12 protein-coding genes are annotated in these 18,257 nt (G+C 70.7%); 4 read left to right on the top strand and 8 right to left on the bottom strand.

Features of this window, described 5'->3' with window-relative positions; translation table 11 throughout:
- Positions 1-30: 30 nt before the first annotated feature.
- Genes PGH47_RS35860 through PGH47_RS35880 form a run of 5 tightly spaced genes read right to left on the bottom strand, consistent with a single transcriptional unit; the run spans position 31 to position 7,150 of the window.
- Entirely contained in the window at positions 31-2,979 is a 2,949-nt protein-coding gene (locus PGH47_RS35860) for a glycoside hydrolase family 2 TIM barrel-domain containing protein (RefSeq protein WP_271666879.1), read from the bottom strand.
- The gene (locus PGH47_RS35865) at positions 2,976-3,815 is read right to left on the bottom strand and encodes a carbohydrate ABC transporter permease (RefSeq protein ID WP_126903592.1); all 840 of its coding nucleotides are present in this window, start codon (positions 3,813-3,815) and stop codon (positions 2,976-2,978) included. Before PGH47_RS35865 ends, PGH47_RS35860 begins: the two co-directional genes overlap by 4 nt.
- A gap of 12 nt (positions 3,816-3,827) precedes the next feature.
- The gene (locus PGH47_RS35870; protein ID WP_150498969.1) at positions 3,828-4,787 is read right to left on the bottom strand and encodes a carbohydrate ABC transporter permease; all 960 of its coding nucleotides are present in this window, start codon (positions 4,785-4,787) and stop codon (positions 3,828-3,830) included.
- Complete coding sequence (locus tag PGH47_RS35875; protein WP_271666880.1) at positions 4,787-6,073, bottom strand: extracellular solute-binding protein; 1,287 nt, start codon at positions 6,071-6,073, stop codon at positions 4,787-4,789. The genes PGH47_RS35870 and PGH47_RS35875 overlap by 1 nt, the downstream gene beginning before the upstream one ends.
- Before the next feature lie 57 nt (positions 6,074-6,130).
- Positions 6,131-7,150 (bottom strand): carbohydrate kinase family protein, encoded by a 1,020-nt coding sequence (locus PGH47_RS35880; RefSeq protein WP_271666881.1) that lies wholly within the window; start codon positions 7,148-7,150, stop codon positions 6,131-6,133.
- A 151-nt stretch (positions 7,151-7,301) separates the two neighbouring features.
- Between PGH47_RS35880 and PGH47_RS35885 the strand changes: the two genes are divergently transcribed.
- The 4 genes from PGH47_RS35885 to PGH47_RS35900 all read left to right on the top strand — a co-directional run bounded on the left by PGH47_RS35885 (position 7,302) and on the right by PGH47_RS35900 (position 13,781).
- On the top strand, positions 7,302-8,066 hold the full coding sequence (locus tag PGH47_RS35885) for a DeoR/GlpR family DNA-binding transcription regulator (RefSeq protein ID WP_030950312.1): 765 nt from the start codon (positions 7,302-7,304) through the stop codon (positions 8,064-8,066).
- Positions 8,063-9,403 (top strand): 6-phospho-beta-glucosidase, encoded by a 1,341-nt coding sequence (locus PGH47_RS35890; protein WP_271666882.1) that lies wholly within the window; start codon positions 8,063-8,065, stop codon positions 9,401-9,403. The genes PGH47_RS35885 and PGH47_RS35890 overlap by 4 nt, the downstream gene beginning before the upstream one ends.
- Positions 9,404-9,483: 80 nt before the next feature.
- Positions 9,484-12,531 (top strand): alpha-mannosidase, encoded by a 3,048-nt coding sequence (locus PGH47_RS35895; protein WP_271666883.1) that lies wholly within the window; start codon positions 9,484-9,486, stop codon positions 12,529-12,531.
- Positions 12,531-13,781, top strand: a complete 1,251-nt coding sequence (locus PGH47_RS35900; protein ID WP_271666884.1) for an alpha-L-fucosidase — start codon at positions 12,531-12,533, stop codon at positions 13,779-13,781. Before PGH47_RS35895 ends, PGH47_RS35900 begins: the two co-directional genes overlap by 1 nt.
- A 215-nt stretch (positions 13,782-13,996) precedes the next feature.
- Here PGH47_RS35900 and PGH47_RS35905 read toward each other — a convergent pair whose 3' ends face one another.
- The 3 genes from PGH47_RS35905 to PGH47_RS35915 form a co-directional block, all read right to left on the bottom strand.
- The gene (locus tag PGH47_RS35905; RefSeq protein ID WP_271666885.1) at positions 13,997-15,679 is read right to left on the bottom strand and encodes a carbohydrate binding domain-containing protein; all 1,683 of its coding nucleotides are present in this window, start codon (positions 15,677-15,679) and stop codon (positions 13,997-13,999) included.
- A gap of 151 nt (positions 15,680-15,830) precedes the next feature.
- Complete coding sequence (locus tag PGH47_RS35910) at positions 15,831-16,262, bottom strand: hypothetical protein (protein ID WP_271666886.1); 432 nt, start codon at positions 16,260-16,262, stop codon at positions 15,831-15,833.
- A gap of 18 nt (positions 16,263-16,280) precedes the next feature.
- Positions 16,281-18,116, bottom strand: a complete 1,836-nt coding sequence (locus PGH47_RS35915) for a hypothetical protein (RefSeq protein WP_271666887.1) — start codon at positions 18,114-18,116, stop codon at positions 16,281-16,283.
- Positions 18,117-18,257 lie beyond the last annotated feature (141 nt).

Consider the following 18,257-nt stretch of genomic DNA (forward strand, 5'->3'; position numbering starts at 1 on the left):
AGAGGAATGACGGTGAAGGGCGTGGGAGGTTCAGAGCGCGCGCAGGGTCCAGCTCCAGCGATGGACGCCCGGGGCGACGAGATAGGAGGGTGAGGTGTCGGGTCCGCAGGACGCGGTGCCCAGGCCGCGGTGCGCGGCGTCGATGTGCACCACGCAGCCGGGCCGCGGGACCAACTCGTCGTGGTGACTCGCCGAGGCGAGGTCCTCCGCGCGGTAGCGGGTCACCGAGATCTGACGGGGTTCGTCCAGGGCGACGGCGAGGCCGGTGGCGTCCGGCGCCGACAGCGTGAACCGCCGTACGCCGTGCCGGCCGCCGCTCTCCTGCGGCCGCAGGTAGGGGGTGAACAACTCCTCGACGGGGACGGAGTGATGGCCGACGGGCGCGCCCGCGCTGCGGTCCGGGTACGACTCCCAGGGTCCCTGCCCGAACCAGTCCAGCAGATCGAGTCCGGCGACCGTCTCGAAGACCGTGCCGACCCGGGCGACGTCGTCGAACGCCTCCGGCAGCTCGGCCTCCTCCTCGACCCGGACGCCGCCCTCGACGGGCGTGAGCACCTGCCGGTGCCGTACGACACCGGTCGTGCCCGCGTACTCGGCCTCCACCGTCACCCGGCCGGAGTCCTCGCTCACCGACACCGCCTTGCGCACCAGCGTGTCGAGTCCCCAGCTCCGCCAGCGCCGTGCCATGCCGCCGAGTTCGTCGTTGTCGGTGGGCGCCCGCCACAGCGACAGGGTGGGCGCGGCCGTCAGCAGGGGGTGGACGAGGAGGCCCTCGCCGTCGACCTCGATCCGGCCCTCCACGGGAGGGACCTCGGCGACGGCCGGGCCGCGCAGCCGCACCTGCGGCACGCACACCACGGTGCCCCGCGGCGCCCACGGCTGGTCCTCGGCCACGGTCACCCGCAGCGTCAGCCAGGCCTCGCCGCCGTCGCGCGGCACCTCGAAGGGCAGCGGTACGGCCGCCGTCTCGCCCGGGCACAGGTTCGGCAGCACGGCCGGCGCGGTCAGCGTCGTGCCGTCGGCGAGGTCGAGGCGCCACTCGCCGGCCAGCCAGTCCAGGCCGCGGAAGTGCTGGTGGTTGCCGAGCACGATGCCCTCGTGCCTGAAGCACTCGATGCGCAGCGGCGCCGAGATCTCCCGGTGCTCGTACATCGCGGGCTTGGGCGTGCGGTCGGGGAACACCACTCCGTCCGCGATGAACGCGCCGTCGTGGATGGACTCGCCGAAGTCACCGCCGTACGCCCAGCGGTGACCGGGCGCGGCGACACCGTTGTCGTAGAGGCCGGCGCCCCCACGCCCTGCCGGTCTTCCGTCGCTCACGCGCTGAAGAATTCCGTGGTCCCAGAACTCCCAGATGAACCCGCCCTGAAGACCCGGGGTGGCCTCGATGGCGGCCCAGTGGTCGGCCAGCGTGCCGTTGCTGTTGCCCATGGCGTGCGAGTACTCGCACTGGATGAGCGGCTTGGTCTGCTGCCCGGAGAGCGCGTGGGCGAGGCAGTCCTCCAGCGAGGCGTACATCGGGCAGGCGATGTCGGAGGCGACGTCCGGGTCCGCCCACCCGAGTTTGGCGGCGCCCTCGTACTGGAGCGGCCGCGTCGGGTCGTGGCGGCGCAGCCAGCCTGCCGCCGCGTCGTGGTTGGCGCCGTAGTCGGACTCGTTGCCCAGCGACCAGACGATGACCGACGGATGGTTCTTGTCGCGCAGCACCATGCGCGAGACACGGTCGACGAAGGCGTTCAGATAGCGCGGGTCGTCGGCGATCTCGTGAGCGTGGTCGTGGGACTCGATGTCCGCCTCGTCGACGACGTAGAGCCCGAGTTCGTCCGCGAGGTCGTACAGGGCCGGGTCGTTCGGGTAGTGGGCGGTGCGCACGGCGTTGAAGCCGAAGCGCTTCAGCAGGACCAGATCGGCGCGCATGTCCTCGTACGACACCGTCCGCCCGGTCAGCGGGTGGAAGTCGTGCCGGTTGACGCCCCGTATGAACACCCGCTCCCCGTTGACGAGCAGGTCCCGGCCGACGACCTCGACGTCCCGGAAGCCGATGCGGTGCCGGGAGGTGTCGGCGACGGTGCCGTCGCGGCGGTGCAGGCGCACGGTCAGGTCGTACAGCTCCGGTGTCTCCGCGTTCCAGGTGCGCACGTCGGCGACGGTGGCCAGCAGCCGGGCCTCGCCGAGGAAGTCGGAGACCCGCTCGTCCTCGGCGTTCGCCCGGTCGAACTCCGCGTCCTGCGCCAGGGGCTGCCCGTCCAGGTCGCCGGTGAGGTACCACCCCTCGGGCAGTGCGCCGCCCGCGTCCCGCACCCGGCAGTCGACCCGCAGGTCACCGTTGTACGCGGCCCGCACGGTGACGTCCGCCAGGTGCAGCCGGTCCGTCGCGTACAGCAGTACCGAGCGGGTGATCCCGCCGTGCCACCACTGGTCCTGGTCCTCAAGGTGCGAGGCGTCGGACCACTTCACCACGGTCAGCCGTACGGTGGCGCGCGCGCCGGGACGCACCAGTGCCGTCAGGTCGAACTCGGCCGCCAGGTGGGAGTCCTTGGAGATGCCGGCGGGCCGCCCGTCCACGTGGACCAGCAGCACGCTCTCGGCGGCCCCGACCTGGAGCACGATCCGGCGTCCGGCCCAGTCCGCGGGGACGTCCACCTCACGCTCGTACACGCCCGTCGGGTTGGCGGCGGGGGAGTGCGGCGGGAACTCGGTGAACGGCATCGCCACGTTGGTGTACTGCGGCAGGTCGGCCGTGCCCTGGAGGGTCCAGGCGCCGGGGACCCGAGCGGTGGACCAGGCACCGCCGACCGGCGCGTCCGGAGCTGACAGCAACTCAAAGCGCCAGTCGCCGTCGAGGGGGAGTACTCCGGAGCGCCGGCCGACGGCGTTCATGGGGAGTCGCCCCCAGGAGGTCACCTCGGGTGCCTCCCAGGGACGCAGGGCGATCAGGGGATCGACGGCCGGGGGGCCGGAGACCGACGGATCGTTCATCCGCGGACGGCCCCCTTCGCGAGGTCGCCGATGATCTGCCGGGCGCCGATCGCGAAGACGATCAGCAGCGGGATGAGGGCGAGGACCGCGCCGGTCATCACCATGCCGTAGTCGGTGGTGCCGTGGGTGCCGTTGAGCTGGGAAAGCGCGACCTGGAGGGTGACGTTGTCCGGGTTGGTCAGGGCGATCAGGGGCCAGGCGTAGTCGTTCCACTGGCCCATGAAGGTGAAGATGCCGAGGAAGGCGAGCCCGGGGCGGACGACCGGGAGCGCGACGTGCCAGTACTGGCGCAGGAAGTTCGCGCCGTCCAGCTTGGAGGCGTCGAGCAGTTCGTCGTGGATGGCGCTCCTCATGTACTGCCGCATCCAGAAGATGCCGAACGCGTTGGCCGCCGCCGGCACGATCAGCGCGGTCATCGAGCCGATCCAGCCGATCTTCGCCATGATCACGAACTGCGGGATCGCCGACATCTGGGCCGGCACCATGAAGATCAGCATCAGCAGCGCGAACAGCACGTTCTTGCCGGGGAAGTCGAACTTGGCGAAGACGAAGGCCGCCAGCGAGTCGAAGAACAGGACCAGGAAGGTCACCACCGTCGCGACCAGCAGCGAGTTCCACATCGACCCGAAGAAGTCGATCGTGTCGAACAGGCTGCGGACGTTCTCCAGGAAGTGCGAGCCCGGCAGCAGCTTCGGCGGGTACGAGAAGATCTCCGACGAGGTGTGCGTCGACATGATGACGGCCCAGTAGAACGGGAACGCCGACAGCAGCACACCGATGATCAGGGACGTGTGCAGCGCGATGCCCCGGCGTCCGGAGCCCTTGATGGATGCCATGTCGCGGCCTTCCTACTGTTCGCCCCGGCGCTGCACCAGGCGCCAGTTGATGATCGAGAAGAGGACGACGACCAGGAAGATGCCCCACGCCACGGCGGCGCCGTACCCGAAGTCGTTGTTGTCGAAGGTCTGCTGGAAGAAGTAGAGGACCATGGTCCGGCCGGCGTGGTCCGGGCCGCCCGAGAACGTCGACTCGTTGGCCGTGGTCTGGAGCAGCACCTGCGGCTCGGAGAAGCTCTGCAGACCGGTGACGGTGGAGACGACGAGCACGAACAGCAGCGTCGGCCGCAGCAGCGGCAGGGTGACCCGGAAGAAGGTCTGCACGGGCCCGGCGCCGTCGATGCGGGCCGCCTCGTACAGATCGCTCGGGATGGTCTGGAGACCGGCGAGGAAGATGATCGCGTTGTAGCCGGTCCACTGCCAGGTCATCAGCGTGGCGATGGCGACCTTGATGCCCCACGGGGTGTTCAGCCAGGCCACCTGGTCTAGGCCCACGGCCTGCAACAGGGCGTTCACCAGGCCGAAGTTGGTGGAGAAGATCGAGCCGAAGACGATCGCGATCGCGACGACGGACGTGACGTTCGGCAGGAAGTACGCGAACCGGTAGGCGTTCTTGAAGCGGACCGCCGAGTTGAGCATCACGGCCGTCACCATCGCCAGGAAGATCATGGGGAAGGTGGCCAGCGCCCAGATGACGATCGTGTTCCCGATCGACTGCCAGAAGTCGCTGTCGCTCAGCAGGTACTGGTACTGCGAGAGCCCCGCCCACTCCATCGAGCCGAGGCCGTCCCAGCGGTGGAAGGAGAGGTACAGCGAGAAGCCGACGGGGATCAGGCCGAAGGCGAGGAAGAGGAGGTAGAACGGGGAGATCGCGGCGTACAGGTGCCAGTGCCCCCGAAGGCCCTTCTTCGGTGCGGCCGTGGAGGGCTGCGGCCGGTTCACCGCGGGCGGGGTCTGCTCGATGACGGCCATCAGATGCTCACCCCCAGGTGCTTGGCGATACGCCGGCACTTGCTCATGGCGTCCTCCCAGGCCTTCTTCGGATCCTTGCCGAGGACTCCGACGTTCTTGATCTCGTCCCTGATCGGCTGCCCGAGGGCGACGTCGTAGGGGCTGTTGAAGGCGACCGGGATCTTCTCCGCGGCCGGTCCGAAGACGTCCATGGTGATCTGGTCGCCGAAGAACGGGTCCGGCTCGCGCAGCTTCTTCATCTCGTACGACGCCGGGGTCGAGGGGAACAGGCCGGCCTCGACGAAGCCCTGTGCCTGGTTGTCCGCGTCGAGCATCCAGGTGATGATCTCGAAGGCCCGCTCGGGCTCCCGGCACGCCTTGGTGATCGCGAGGAAGGAGCCGCCGACGTTCGAGGGTCCGCCGGGACAGCCCGCCACCCGCCAGTTGCCCTTGGTCTTGGGATAGGCGAGCTTGAGGTCGCCGGCCGCCCAGGAGGCGTTGAGCTGGCTCGGCAGCTTCCCCTTCTCGGTCGCCGAGATCGAGTCGGGCGTGCCGGTCACGATGTTCGAGACGATCCCGCGCCGCTTGGCCTCCACGGCCCGCTCCCAGCAGGTGCGGACGTTGGTGCCGTCACCGATGAAGTTGCGGTCCTTGTCGACGAACCGGGTGGTGCTCTGGCCGATCGACATCTCGAAGACGCTGCCGACGTCGGTCAGGATGTACGTCCCCGGTATCCGCTTCTTCAGCTGCTCGCCTGCCGCGAAGAACTTGTCCCAGGTGTCCAGTTCCCGGGACACGTCGTCGGGTTCGTGGGCCAGCCCGGCCTTCTCGAAGACGGCGGGCTGGTAGTAGTGCACGACCGGGCCCACGTCGATCGGGAAGCCGACGAGGCTGCCGTCCGGGGCCACGCCCTGCTGCCACTTCCAGTCCAGGTACCGGCTCTTGAGCTTGTCGGCGCCGAGCGTCCTGAGGTCCACGAACTGGTCGGAGTTCGGCAGGTAGGACGCCATGTCCTCGCCCTTGAGCCCCGCGATGTCGGGGATGTGGGCGTTGCCCGCCATCGTGGTGATCAGCTTCGACCGGTAGTAGCCGCCGATCTGGATGGCGTCGAGGTCCACGGAGCCGCCGTAACGCGCCTTGGCGTTCTTGACGACCGTGTCGCTCAGGCCGCCGCTCCAGTACCACAGGACCATGTTCCGGCCGGACGAGCCGGTCGGAACGGCACAGCCGGACGCCAGGCCGCCGAGCGCCGTGGCGGCCGTACCGGCCAGGCCCGCGCGGAGCAGGCCTCTTCGTGAGAGCCGCACAGCTCCCACCGCCTTTCGGATCTTTTCGGGACTTCGCATGAGGTGCGTGGGGGGAAGTCAGTGCTGCCGTGCGGGCGGGGTGACGGGGGCGTACGCGACGGGCGGCCCCGGATCGTCCGGGAGCCGGTCCGCCAGGAAGCCGTACGTCCGCTTCAGCCCGGGATCGGTCAGGGATCGCCACCAGCGGTCGACGCCGTACCAGCCGGGGGCTGCCAGGGCACCGCTGTGCCGGCCGACCGACAGGCCGGCGGCGAGGACGGCGAACCGCAGCCGTTCCTCCAGCGGCCAGCCGCCCAGCGAGGCCGCGACGAAGCTCGCCCCGAACACGTCCCCGGCGCCGGTGGCGTCGAGGACATCGATGTCCAGAGCGGGCACTTCCGCGTACTCGCCGGTCGTCTGGTCGACGGCGACCGCGCCGTCACCGCCGCGCGTCACCACGGCCACCGGCACCAGCTCGCTGAGCGTGCCGAGCGCCGCGACCGCGCTGTCGGTGCGGGTGTACGCCATGGCCTCGGTCTCGTTGGGGAGGAAGGCATGGCACAGGGAGAGCTGGTCGAGCAGGTCGGTCGACCACTGCTGGGTGGGGTCCCAGCCGACGTCGGCGTAGATGTGGGTGCCGTTCGCGGCGGCCTTGGCGAGCCACTCGCGGGGCTCGGCCTCGATGTGCACGAGGGCCGTGCGCGCATCGGGCGGGTCGCCCATCAGCGCGTCCTGCGAGTACGGGGGCTCCTGGCCGTAGGTGACGAGCGCGCGGTCGTCGCCGTAGGCGAGGGAGACCGTGACGGGGGTGGGCCGGCCGTCCGCGGTGCGCGAGAGGGAGAGGTCGATGCCCTCCTGGTCGCGCAGGACGTCCCGGCAGTACTCGCCGTACAGGTCGTCGCCGAACACCGTGGCCAGCGAGGTCCGCAGACCGAAGCGGGCGGCGGCCACCGCGAGGTTGGCGATGCCACCCGGGCCGCAGCCCATGCCGCCGGTCCAGATCTCCTCGCCCGGTGCCGGCGGCTTCCCGAGCCCCGTGAGAACGAGGTCGTAGAAGAGCAGCCCGGTCAGCACCACATCGGGCCGGTCGTCGTCCACGGGAACGTCCTCTCGTTCGGGCCCCGCACGGAGAGCTCGTCAAAACTCTTCATTTCGGTGACCGGAATCGTGCGCCGCTCCGGGAGATTGGTCAATACCCGAGCAGAAATGAGCATGGCGATGATTGAAGATGACGAGTAGTGTTCACGCCGTGCTGGCAGAACGACGACACCAACTCATCCTGCGGGCCCTGCGCTCAGGCGGCCCCGCGGCCGTGACCGATCTCTCCGATCAGCTGGGTGTGAGCCCCGCCACGATCAGGCGTGACCTGCTCAAACTCGAGGAGGACGGCCTGCTGACACGTGTGCACGGCGGCGCCGTCGTCGAGGAGGGCGACCAGCCCTTCGCCGAGGTCGCCGAGGTGCGCGTGGCCGAGAAGGACGCCATAGCCGCGCACGCGGCCGCCATGGTCGAGGACGGCCAGTCCGTGCTGCTCGACATCGGCACCACCGCGTTCCGGCTGGCCCGCCAGCTGCACGGCCGCCGCCTCACCGTGATCACCAGCAACCTGGTGGTCTACGAGGAGCTCGCCGACGACGAGGGCATCGAGCTGGTGCTGCTCGGCGGCATGCTCCGCCGTGAGTACCGTTCCCTGGTCGGCTTCCTCACCGAGGACAATCTGCGTCAGCTGCATGCCGACTGGCTGTTCCTGGGCACCAGTGGAGTGCGGCCGGGCGGACAGGTGATGGACACGACGGTCGTCGAGGTGCCGGTGAAGCGGGCCATGATCAAGGCCGGCGAAAAGGTCGTCCTGCTCGCCGACGCGGCGAAGTTCCCCGGGCACGGCATGGCGAAGGTGTGCGGTCCCGAGGACCTGGACGTGGTGGTGACGAACGAGCCGGTCGACCCGGTGACGAGGGCCTCCTTGCAGGAGGCGGGCGTCGAGGTCGTCGTGGCGGGAAAGGTGCAGACGTGAAGCTGACGATTCTAGGCGGCGGAGGATTCCGTGTGCCGCTGGTGTACGGCGCGCTCCTGACGGACCGCGCCGAGGGCAGGGTCACCCACGTCGTGCTGCACGACCTGGACGCCGGGCGTCTGAACGCCGTGACGCGGGTGCTCGCCGAACAGGCGGCCGGGGTGCCCGACGCGCCCGAGGTCACCGCCACCACCGACCTGGACGAGGCCCTGCGCGGCGCCGACTTCGTCTTCTCCGCGATCCGCGTCGGCGGCCTCGAAGGCCGGGCCAACGACGAGCGGGTCGCCCTCGCCGAGGGCGTCCTCGGCCAGGAGACGGTCGGCGCGGGCGGCATCGCCTACGGCCTGCGCACGGTCCCGGTCGCCGTCGACATCGCCCGGCGCGTCGCCCGCCTCGCGCCCGACGCCTGGGTCATCAACTTCACCAACCCCGCGGGCCTGGTCACCGAGGCCATGTCCCGCCACCTCGGCGACCGCGTCATCGGCATCTGCGACTCGCCGGTCGGCCTCGGCCGCCGTATCGCCCGGGTGCTCGGCGTGAAGAACCCCGGCGAGGCGTGGATCGACTACGTCGGCCTCAACCACCTCGGCTGGGTGCGCGGCCTGCGTGTCGCCGGCCGCGACGAGCTCCCGCGGCTGCTCGCCGACCCCGATCTGCTCGGCTCCTTCGAGGAGGGCAAGCTCTTCGGCGTCGACTGGCTCCGGTCCCTGGGCGCCATCCCCAACGAATACCTGCACTACTACTACTTCAACCGCGAGGCCGTCCGCGCCTACCAGGAGGCCGACAAGACCCGCGGCGCCTTCCTGCGCGACCAGCAGGCCGGCTTCTACGAGCGGATGCGCGACCCAGGTGCCGCCGCCCTGGAGGTCTGGGACCGCACCCGCGCCGAGCGCGAGGCCACCTACATGTCGGAGAACCGGGAGACGGCCGGCGCCGGCGAGCGCGACGCCGACGACCTCTCCGGCGGCTACGAGAAGGTGGCGCTCGCGCTGATGCGGGCCATCGCCCGGGACGAGCGCACGACCCTGATCCTCAACGTCCGCAACCAGAACACGCTGTCGGTGCTCGACTCCGACGCCGTGATCGAGGTGCCCTGCCTGGTCGACGCCAACGGGGCCCACCCGGTCGCCGTCGCCCCGCTGCCCGACCACGCCACCGGGCTCGTCTGCTCGGTCAAGGCGGTCGAGCGGGAGGTGCTGGCCGCGGCCGAGTCCGGCTCCCGTACGACGGCCGTGAAGGCCTTCGCGCTGCACCCGCTGGTCGACTCGGTCAACGTGGCCCGCAGGCTGGTGGAGGGGTACTCCTCCGTCCACCCGGGACTGGCGTACCTTAAGTAGCGCTCGCCCGCCGAAAGCGCTTTCCCCCGCCTTGCCCGCCCCTCGCCTCCCCTCCGTTCTCTCCCTCCCTGGAGACCCTGATGCACGACGAACGCCGCCGGATCGAGGAACGCGTCGAGCGCGTCCACAACCAGCGCATCAAGCCCGCGATCTACTCGGCCACCGTCCCCTTCGAGGTCGAGGCCTGGCAGGCGCCGGGCGAGCCGGTCCCCTTCGAGGAGGCGGCGGCCGCCCGGTACGAGCCCTTCACGATGGACACCCCCTGGGGCCCGCCCTGGGGCACGACCTGGTTCCGGATGCGCGGCCGGGTGCCCGCCGAGTGGGCCGGACGCCGCGTCGAGGCGGTCATCGACCTCGGCTTCGTGGGGGACTGGCCCGGCAACCAGGCCGAGGCCCTGGTCCACCTCGCCGACGGCCGCCCCCTGAAGGCGGTCAACCCGCTCAACCAGTACGTGCCGATCGGCAACCCGGCCGCGGGCGGCGAGGAGATCGACTACCTGGTCGAGGCCGCCTCCAACCCCGACATCCTGGCCAACGACTTCGCGGCGCCGACCCCGCTCGGCGACGTCCTCACCGCCGGCGACAAGCCCCTCTACACCTTCAGGCGCGCCGACCTCGCCGTCCTCGACGAGGAGGTCTGGCACCTCGACCTGGACCTCCAGGTGCTGCGCGAGCTCATGGTCCACCTCGGCGAGCACGAGCCCCGCCGGCACGAGATCATGCACGCCCTCGACCGGGCCATGGACGTCCTCGACCTGGACGACATCTCCGGCAGCGCGGCGGCCGTACGCGAGGTCCTCGCCCCCGTCCTCGCCAAGCCCGCGCACGCCAGCGCCCACACCGTCTCCGGCGTCGGCCACGCCCACATCGACTCCGCGTGGCTGTGGCCCATCCGCGAGACCAAGCGCAAGACGTCCCGCACCTTCTCCAACGTCACATCGCTGGCCGACGAGTACGACGACTTCATCTTCGCCTGCTCGCAGGCCCAGCAGTACGAGTGGGTGCGCGACAACTACCCGCACGTGTGGGCCCGGATCCAGGAGTCCGTGAAGAAGGGCCAGTGGGCGCCGGTCGGCGGCATGTGGGTGGAGGCCGACGGCAACCTGCCCGGCGGCGAGGCCATCGCCCGCCAGCTCATCCACGGCAAGCGGTTCTTCATCGAGCACTTCGGCGTCGAGACCAAGGGCGTCTGGCTGCCGGACTCCTTCGGCTACACCGCCGCCTACCCGCAGCTCGCCAAGCTCGCCGGCAACGAGTGGTTCCTGACCCAGAAGATCTCCTGGAACCAGACCAACAAGTTCCCCCACCACACCTTCTGGTGGGAGGGCATCGACGGCACCCGCATCTTCACCCACTTCCCGCCCGTCGACACCTACAACGCCCGCTTCAGCGGCGAGGAGATGGACCGCGCGGTCCGCAACTACTCCGAGAAGGGCGGCGGCACGCGCTCGCTGGCCCCCTTCGGCTGGGGCGACGGCGGTGGCGGCCCCACCCGCGAGATCATGGAGCGGGCGCGCAGGCTCGCCGACCTGGAGGGCTCGCCCAAGGTCGTCGTGGAGCACCCCGACGAGTTCTTCGCCAAGGCCCGCGCCGAGTACGAGGACGCCCCCGTCTGGAGCGGCGAGCTCTACCTGGAGCTGCACCGCGCCACCTACACCTCCCAGGCCCGCACCAAGCAGGGCAACCGCCGCAGCGAACACAAGCTCCGCGAGGCCGAGTTGTGGGCGACGACCGCCGCGCTGCACGCGCCGGGCTACGCCTACCCGTACGAGAAGCTCGACCGCCTCTGGAAGACGGTCCTGCTGCACCAGTTCCACGACATCCTGCCGGGCTCCTCGATCGCCTGGGTGCACCGCGAGGCCGAGGCCGAATACGCCCGCGTGGCCGCGGAGCTGGAGGAGCTGACGGCCGAGGCGGTCGCGGCGCTGGGCGGGGGAGAGGCCCGGGTCTTCAACACGAGCCCGTATCCGCGGGCCGAGGTGGTCCGTACGTCCGAGGGCGCACCGGCGTACGTTCAGGTGCCCGCCGGCGGCAGCGCGCCCATCGCCTCCGCGGAGCCCGCACAGCCGGTGTCCGTCACCGGCCGGGTCCTCGACAACGGCCTGGTCCGCGTCGAGGTCGCCGAGGACGGCACCCTGTCCTCCGTGTACGACCTCCGGGCGAACCGCGAAGTCCTCGCCGACCGGGGCAACCTGCTCCGCCTGCACACGGACCTGCCCAACTACTGGGACGCCTGGGACATCGACAAGCATTACCGCAACCGCTACACGGACCTGCTGGAGACGGAGTCGCTGACCGTCGTCGAGGACGATCCGCTCATCGGCGCGATCCGGGTCACCCGCGCCTTCGGCAAGGGCTCGAAGCTCACCCAGACCATCACCCTGCGCGCGGGCAGCCCCCGCATCGACTTCGAGACCGAGATCGACTGGCACGAGGCCGAGAAGATCCTCAAGGCGGGCTTCCCGGTCGACATCCGCGCCCCGCACTCCTCCGCGGAGATCCAGTTCGGCCACATCCAGCGGCCCACCCACACCAACACCAGCTGGGAGGCGGCCCGCTTCGAGGTCTCCGGGCACCGCTGGGTGCACATCGCCGAGCCCGGCTACGGCGTCGCCGTCATCAACGACTCGACGTACGGACACGACGTGACCCGCACGGTCCGCGAGGACGGCGGTACGACGACCCGGGTCAGCCTCAGCCTGGTGCGCGCCCCGCGCGTCCCGGACCCCGAGGCCGACCAGGGCATGCACCGCTTCACCTACTCCTTGCTGCCCGGCGCGGACATCGAGGACGCCGTCGCCGAGGGCTACGCCCTCAACCTCCCGCTGCGCGTGGCGGACGCGGCCGGCGCGCCCGAGCCGGTCGTCTCCGTCGACGGCGACGGTGTGACCGTCGAGGCGGTCAAGCTGGCCGACGACGAGTCCGGCGACGTCGTGGTGCGTCTCTACGAGTCGCGGGGCGGCCGGGCGCAGGGTGTGCTGCGCACCGGGTTCCCGCTGGCCGGCGCCCAGATCACCGACCTCCTGGAGCGCCCCCTGGAGACCGTCGGGATCGACGGTGGGGTGCCCGTGTCGCTGCGTCCCTTCCAGGTGCTGACCCTGCGCCTCCAGCGCGCCGAGGTGGGCTGATGGCGATACAACCCTGGTTCACCGACGCCAAGTTGGGGATCTTCATCCACTGGGGCATCTACGCCGTCGACGGCGTCCAGGAGTCCTGGTCGTTCTACGACGACATCGTGCCGTACGACCGGTACATGTCCCAGTTCGACCGGTTCACCGCCGCCCGCTACGAACCGCGTGACTGGGCGAGGCTCTTCGCGCGGGCCGGCGCCGGGTACGCCGTCCTGACCAGCCGGCATCACGACGGCGTGGCCCTTTGGGACACGGCCCACGGCGATCTGAACGTGGGCCGCGACCTGATCGCGGGTTACGCCGACGCCCTGCGCGAAGAGGGCCTCAAGGTCGGTCTGTACTACTCCCACTCGGACTGGAGCCACCCCGACTACGCCTCCACCCGCAAGCCCGGCCGCCCGCCGGAGCTGGAGGACAACCGGTACTCCGAGGTCGCCGCCGAGTACGAGGACCCGGCCGCCTGGGAACGGTTCCTCGGCTACCGGGACGGCCAGATACGGGAGTTGACCTCCCGCTACAAGCCGGACCTGCTGTGGTTCGACGGCGAGTGGGACCGCAGCGAGGAGCAGTGGCGCATCCCCGAGCTGGCCGCGCTGATCCGCTCCGAGGTGCCGGACGTCGTCTTCAACGCCCGCATGCTCAGCGAGGGCGACTACGCGACGCCCGAGCAGGGCGCCCCGGTCGTCCCGCCCGACGGCCCCTGGGAGCTGTGCCTGACGATCAACGACTCGTGGGGCCATCAGCACCACGACCACAACCACAAGTCGGTCGACCAGCTGATCCGCTACTTCGCCGAGACCATCGGAGGAGGCGGCAACCTGCTGCTGAGCGTGGGCCCGCGTGAGGACGGCACGATCCCGGCCGAACAGGCCGAGCGGCTGGAGGGACTCGGCGACTGGATCGCCAAGCACGCGGAAGCGGTGTACGGCACCGAACGCGGCCTGCCGGCCGGTCATCACTACGGCCCGAGCACCCTCTCCAAGGACCGCCGGACCTTGTACCTGACGCTCTTCGACGCCCCGCGCGCCGAGATCAACGTGCGCGGGCTGCTCGGTGGGGTACACCGGGTCACGGTGCTCGGCAGCGGACGGGAACTGGCCCATCGGATCACCGGCGGTCTGCACGAGACGCCCGGGGTGCTCTGGATCGAACCGCCCACCGGGGCGGACCTCGACCCGCACGCCACGGTGCTCGCGGTCGAGCTGGACGGGGAGCTGGAGCTGTACCGGGGCTCGGGCCGCTTCTGACCCACCACTTCGCGGCTCACTTCGGGCCGGTCGGCCGCCGCCCCCGTCGCAGCGGTCGGCCGGCCCGAATCCCCCGTGCTTCCCCCGTGGTGGTGCTTCCCCCGTTTTTCCTCGGTCCCCCGTTGTTCCCCCGTTGCCTTTCACTCTTATGAGCACGCCGGTGGCGCCCTGATACACCCTCCCGGAAAAAATTCTCCCGGGAGGGTGACAGGGCGTCAGCCGGTGAACCCGGCCGTGATCGAAGTGAACTGCCAGTTGCTCTGGCTGATGCCGGAGCAGTTGCTCGTCACGCCGCCGCCCGGGCACGGCCGGTCACGGTTGACCGACCAGAACGCGAGACGGGCGATGTGATGGGAGTTCGCCCAGTCCCGGATCTGCGTCCAGGTCGCGGTCGAGGTGAGTTCCTGCTGGTCGGACAGCCCGTTCATGCCGGAGATGCCGATGTGGGCGTAGGCCGTCGCGTCGTCCCACCCGAAGGTGGACTTCAGCTTGCTCTTCAGCCCCTCCGTGGCGTTCACGGTGTTGCCGTACATGTCGGCGCCGCCGCCGAAGTCGAACGGCATGATCGTGAAGACGTCGATGTCCGCGTTGAGCGCCTTGGCCTGCTCGATGAGCCGGTTGCCCCAGTACGTCGGCCCGGTCGTGGAGGTGCCGAAGGTGAGGACGGTCCGCAGGCCCGGGTTGTTCGCCTTGACGATCTTCAGGGCGTTCAGGATCCGGTCCTGCACGGTGGCGTTCTCGAACTCGTCGGTGTTCTCGATGTCGACGTCGATCGCCTTCAGCCCGTAGGCGTCGATGACCTTCTGGTACGCCCCCGCCAGTGCCTCGGCGCTGGAGCAGTTCGGCCCGAGCTTGTTGCCGCTCCAGCCGCCGATCGACGGGACGATGTCACCGCCCGCGGACCGGATGGAGTTGATGACGCTCTGGTCGTTGCCGCCGGTCAGCGGCCGTGACCCGTCCCAGGCGGGGTTGCAGCCGCCGGAGGAGAGGATGAACGCCATCGTGTACCACTTGATGCCGGTCGAGCTCATCACCGAGGTCGCGCTCGGCGGATCGCCCCAGCCCAGGTACAGATAGGGCGCGGCCTGTTTGAAGCCGGTACCGCCACCGCCGCCCGCGTCGGTCGTGACGGTGACGGCGTTGGAGGCGGCCGACACGTTCCCGGCCGCGTCCCGAGCCTTCACCGTGAACGTGTAGCCGGTGCTGGGCGACAGCCCGCTGACCGTGGCGCTCGTACCGGCGACGCTGAGCACCTGGGTCGAGCCGCGGAAGACGTCGTACCCGGTCACCCCGACATTGTCCGTCGAGGCGTTCCACGCCAGCGACACGCTGGACGAGGTCTTCCCGGTGGACCTCAGACTGCCCGGCACGCTCGGCGCCTGGCTGTCCGAGCCGCCACCGGGCCCGTCGAGGCTGATGTCGTCGGCGTAGTAGGTGCCCTGGGCGTACCAGCCGTGCACATACACCTGGGCGCTGGTCTGCGAGGCGCCGGTCGTGAACGACAGCGACAGCCGGCTGTACGCCGACGGCGACGACGTCCAGGTGGAGGATCCGCCGTCCACGCCCAGGTACACATAGGACCCGCGCACCCAGCCGCTGAGGCTGTACGTGGTGTTCGGCTGCACCGCGACGGTCTGCCCGCACTTGGCGATGTCGCTCGAACTCACCGCCCCCGCGAGGGCCTTGGACCCACCGTGCACGGGCGAGGAGACGACCGACCCGAGATTGCCGGTGCAGCTCCACGGGGAGAGCCCGCCCGACTCGAAGCCGGCGTTGGACAGGACATTGGCCGCTTGGGCGGTACCGGGAAGAGCGACGGCTCCGGCGATCGCAAGAGCACCGGATCCGACCAGAGCGAGAAGTCGACGTCTCAGACGTCTGAGGGGTTGGTTGCGCACGTGATCTCCCTGGGAAAAGTGGGGTGTTCGGGAGTGCACAGGTGCAGAGATGTGCAGAGGTGCAGAGATGTGCAGAGGTGCGCCAACCAAATTGGTATGAACCAATCCCGGTGTCAAGCTCTGGTACGGGATTGGTCCATACCAAGAATTCTCAGCCGTCCGACGCGGCCGGCCGTGTCGGGTCGACCGTCAGATCACCGTTCACGACGGCGTTCACGGTGCCGTGGCCGTAGGCGCGGTTGTCCTGGCGGATCGCGGCGGCGGAGGCGGGCCGGGGCGGCGGCAACTCGGCGATCGCGGACCGCAGTTCGTCGGCGGCGTCCGGATTCTCCTCCAGCAGGTCCTGGAGGCGCAGCCGCCAGGCGCGGCGGGCCTCGGCCAGTTCACGCTCGTTGCCGGGCTCCCGGACGACGCGACGCAGGTCGTCCAGCCGCCGGGTCGCCGCCTCGGTGCGGTCGGGATCCCCGCGGCCCAGCAGCCGGGCGAACCGCTCGCGAGCGGCCTGCCAGACGTCGGTGGAGGCGGCGTTGACCAGGGCCGCGGAGCCGGCCGCGGCGAGTGTGGTCAGCCATTCGGGTATCAAGGGGGTGCCTTTCCTCGGTCAGGAGTCGGAGCGCCGCGCGGTCCACGGACCGGAGGCGTCGTAGCAGTCGGTCTCGAAGGTGCCGCGCATGGTGTCGCCGTCCACGCTTCCGGTGAACGTGATCTCCTTCTCGCTGTTCACGCTGCCGAAGGTGATGCGGTCGCCGTCGAGCGTGCCGTCGAGGGCCCCGTCCAGGGAGCACGGCACCCCGTCGACCTTCAGGTCTCCGGTGAGTCGGTTCCCGTCCTGCGACAGGGTGGCCGTGAACCCTCCGGTGCCGAACCCCGTGGACCAGTCCCCCGTCCACGCGCCGGTCAGGGTGGCGGTCCCGGACGGCTTCGACCCGTCGCCGGAGGGCGGCGCGGACGGGGTCACGGTCAGTCCGAAGTCCCAGTAGCGGGCGGAGGCGGGCAACCGGTCGCCGGCCGCCCGTGTGGTGAGGCGGACGAGCCGGCCGAGGTCGTCGATGCGTGCCGTGAAGTCGACGGCGGTGGTGTTCGCCCGCGGCGTGGAGGTGGCCGCTGCCCGTGCGACAGGGCCGCTGTCCGGCCTTGCGACGGCCGGTTCGGCGGTTCCGGCGGATTCAGCGGTTCCGGAGGGTCCGGCGTTCTCGTTGGACTCGGCCGCAGGCGCCAGCGTTCCCGTGAAGGTGCACCCCTCGCGCCGCGCCCGGGCCACCGATCGCAGCTCCCGCGCCGGAGCCACGGGGTCGACGGCGTCCATGAAGGCGCCGTCGGCCCGCACCCACCGCGGATCCGCGCCGGACGGCGTGGTCGTGCCGGTGGGCAGCACGACCCTGCCCCGGTCGATCGTGCCGTTCGTGACGGGGCCGCCGGTCAGGCCCTGCCGGAACCAGGCCGTGCGCGCGTGCGGGTCCGCAGCCCCGGCGACATGGTGCCGGCCGCGTGTGACGTCGTAGCGGAAGCTCGTCAGTTCCACGCGCCGGGCTGCCTCCGCCAGGACCGCTGGGGCCGAGCGGCCCTCGGCTGCCTTGTCGCAGGACGCCCCGCCCATGACACGCGGCACGACGACGGTCACCGTGACGGTCACGACCACCACGACCGTGACCACACCCGCCACCACGGGCACGCTGACGCCGGCGGCCCCGGCGCCGGCGAACGTCAGGGCCTTGGTGACGGCCGCCGCGGCCTTGGCGAGGACGGTCGTACCGGCTTTGGCGGCGGCCGTCGAGGCTCCGGCGGCCGACGGGGAACCGGCGGTCTGCGTGGCCGCGGTGGACACCTGGACCGGGTCGGCGAGCGGTGCCCCCGGTGCCGGTCCAGTGCCGGCCGCCTGCACGGCCTCGGTGGCGAGATGGTCGGCGACCATGTGACCGCCGACTGCCGTCACCGTCGCGGCGGAGCCGGTGATGACGGCCGCCTTGCCGAGGCTCGTCCTCCGGGGCGGCCGTGGGGCCAGGCCGAGTACGACCTCGTAGTAGATGTTGCCGTTCTGCACGGCGTTGACGGTGCCGTGCCCGGTCGCCACCGCGATCTGGGGCGCGGTGCCGTCCGGCGAGGGGAGGAGCGATTGAACGGAGTCCGCGAACCGGCGGGCCTCCTCGGCCCGTTCGGGATCATCCGCGACGGCCCTTGCGATCAGCTCCCGCCATTTCGGCAGCGAATCCGTCAGGTACCGGGTCAGCCCCTCGCCCTCGTGACCTGCCGCGACGGCCGCCCAGGCGTCGATGCGCTCGTCCACCCCTGGCTCGTCGTCCGGTAAGAGACAGAGCACCCCATCCCGGGCCTCGGCCCAGGCCTGTGTCCCGATCGCCGCGGCGAGATGCTCGGCCGCGTCCTCGGCCGGATCCGCGGACCTTCCGAATGCCCCGTCGTCCTGCGTGCCCTCGGCCATGAAGCCGCCCCCCCCCGGTTGCCCCACCCTGCGTTGGCGCGAAGCTAGCAGCCACGAAAGAGGGAGAGAGCGGCTTCCAGGGGCACCTGTCAGGCGGCTCGTGGTGAGGGGGCACGCAGGGGGCGCTCCGCTTGGCGACCG

This window comes from Streptomyces sp. HUAS 31, from assembly GCF_028198125.1.
In the GTDB taxonomy this organism is placed as follows: domain Bacteria; phylum Actinomycetota; class Actinomycetes; order Streptomycetales; family Streptomycetaceae; genus Streptomyces; species Streptomyces chartreusis.

Coding starts and splice junctions, on each gene's coding strand:
- PGH47_RS35865 (WP_126903592.1), bottom strand. CDS start 3,815: ATGGCATCCATCAAGGGCTCCGGACGCCGGGGCATCGCGCTGCACACG.
- PGH47_RS35860 (WP_271666879.1), bottom strand. CDS start 2,979: ATGAACGATCCGTCGGTCTCCGGCCCCCCGGCCGTCGATCCCCTGATC.
- PGH47_RS35870 (WP_150498969.1), bottom strand. CDS start 4,787: ATGGCCGTCATCGAGCAGACCCCGCCCGCGGTGAACCGGCCGCAGCCC.
- PGH47_RS35900 (WP_271666884.1), top strand. CDS start 12,531: ATGGCGATACAACCCTGGTTCACCGACGCCAAGTTGGGGATCTTCATC.
- PGH47_RS35895 (WP_271666883.1), top strand. CDS start 9,484: ATGCACGACGAACGCCGCCGGATCGAGGAACGCGTCGAGCGCGTCCAC.
- PGH47_RS35915 (WP_271666887.1), bottom strand. CDS start 18,116: ATGGCCGAGGGCACGCAGGACGACGGGGCATTCGGAAGGTCCGCGGAT.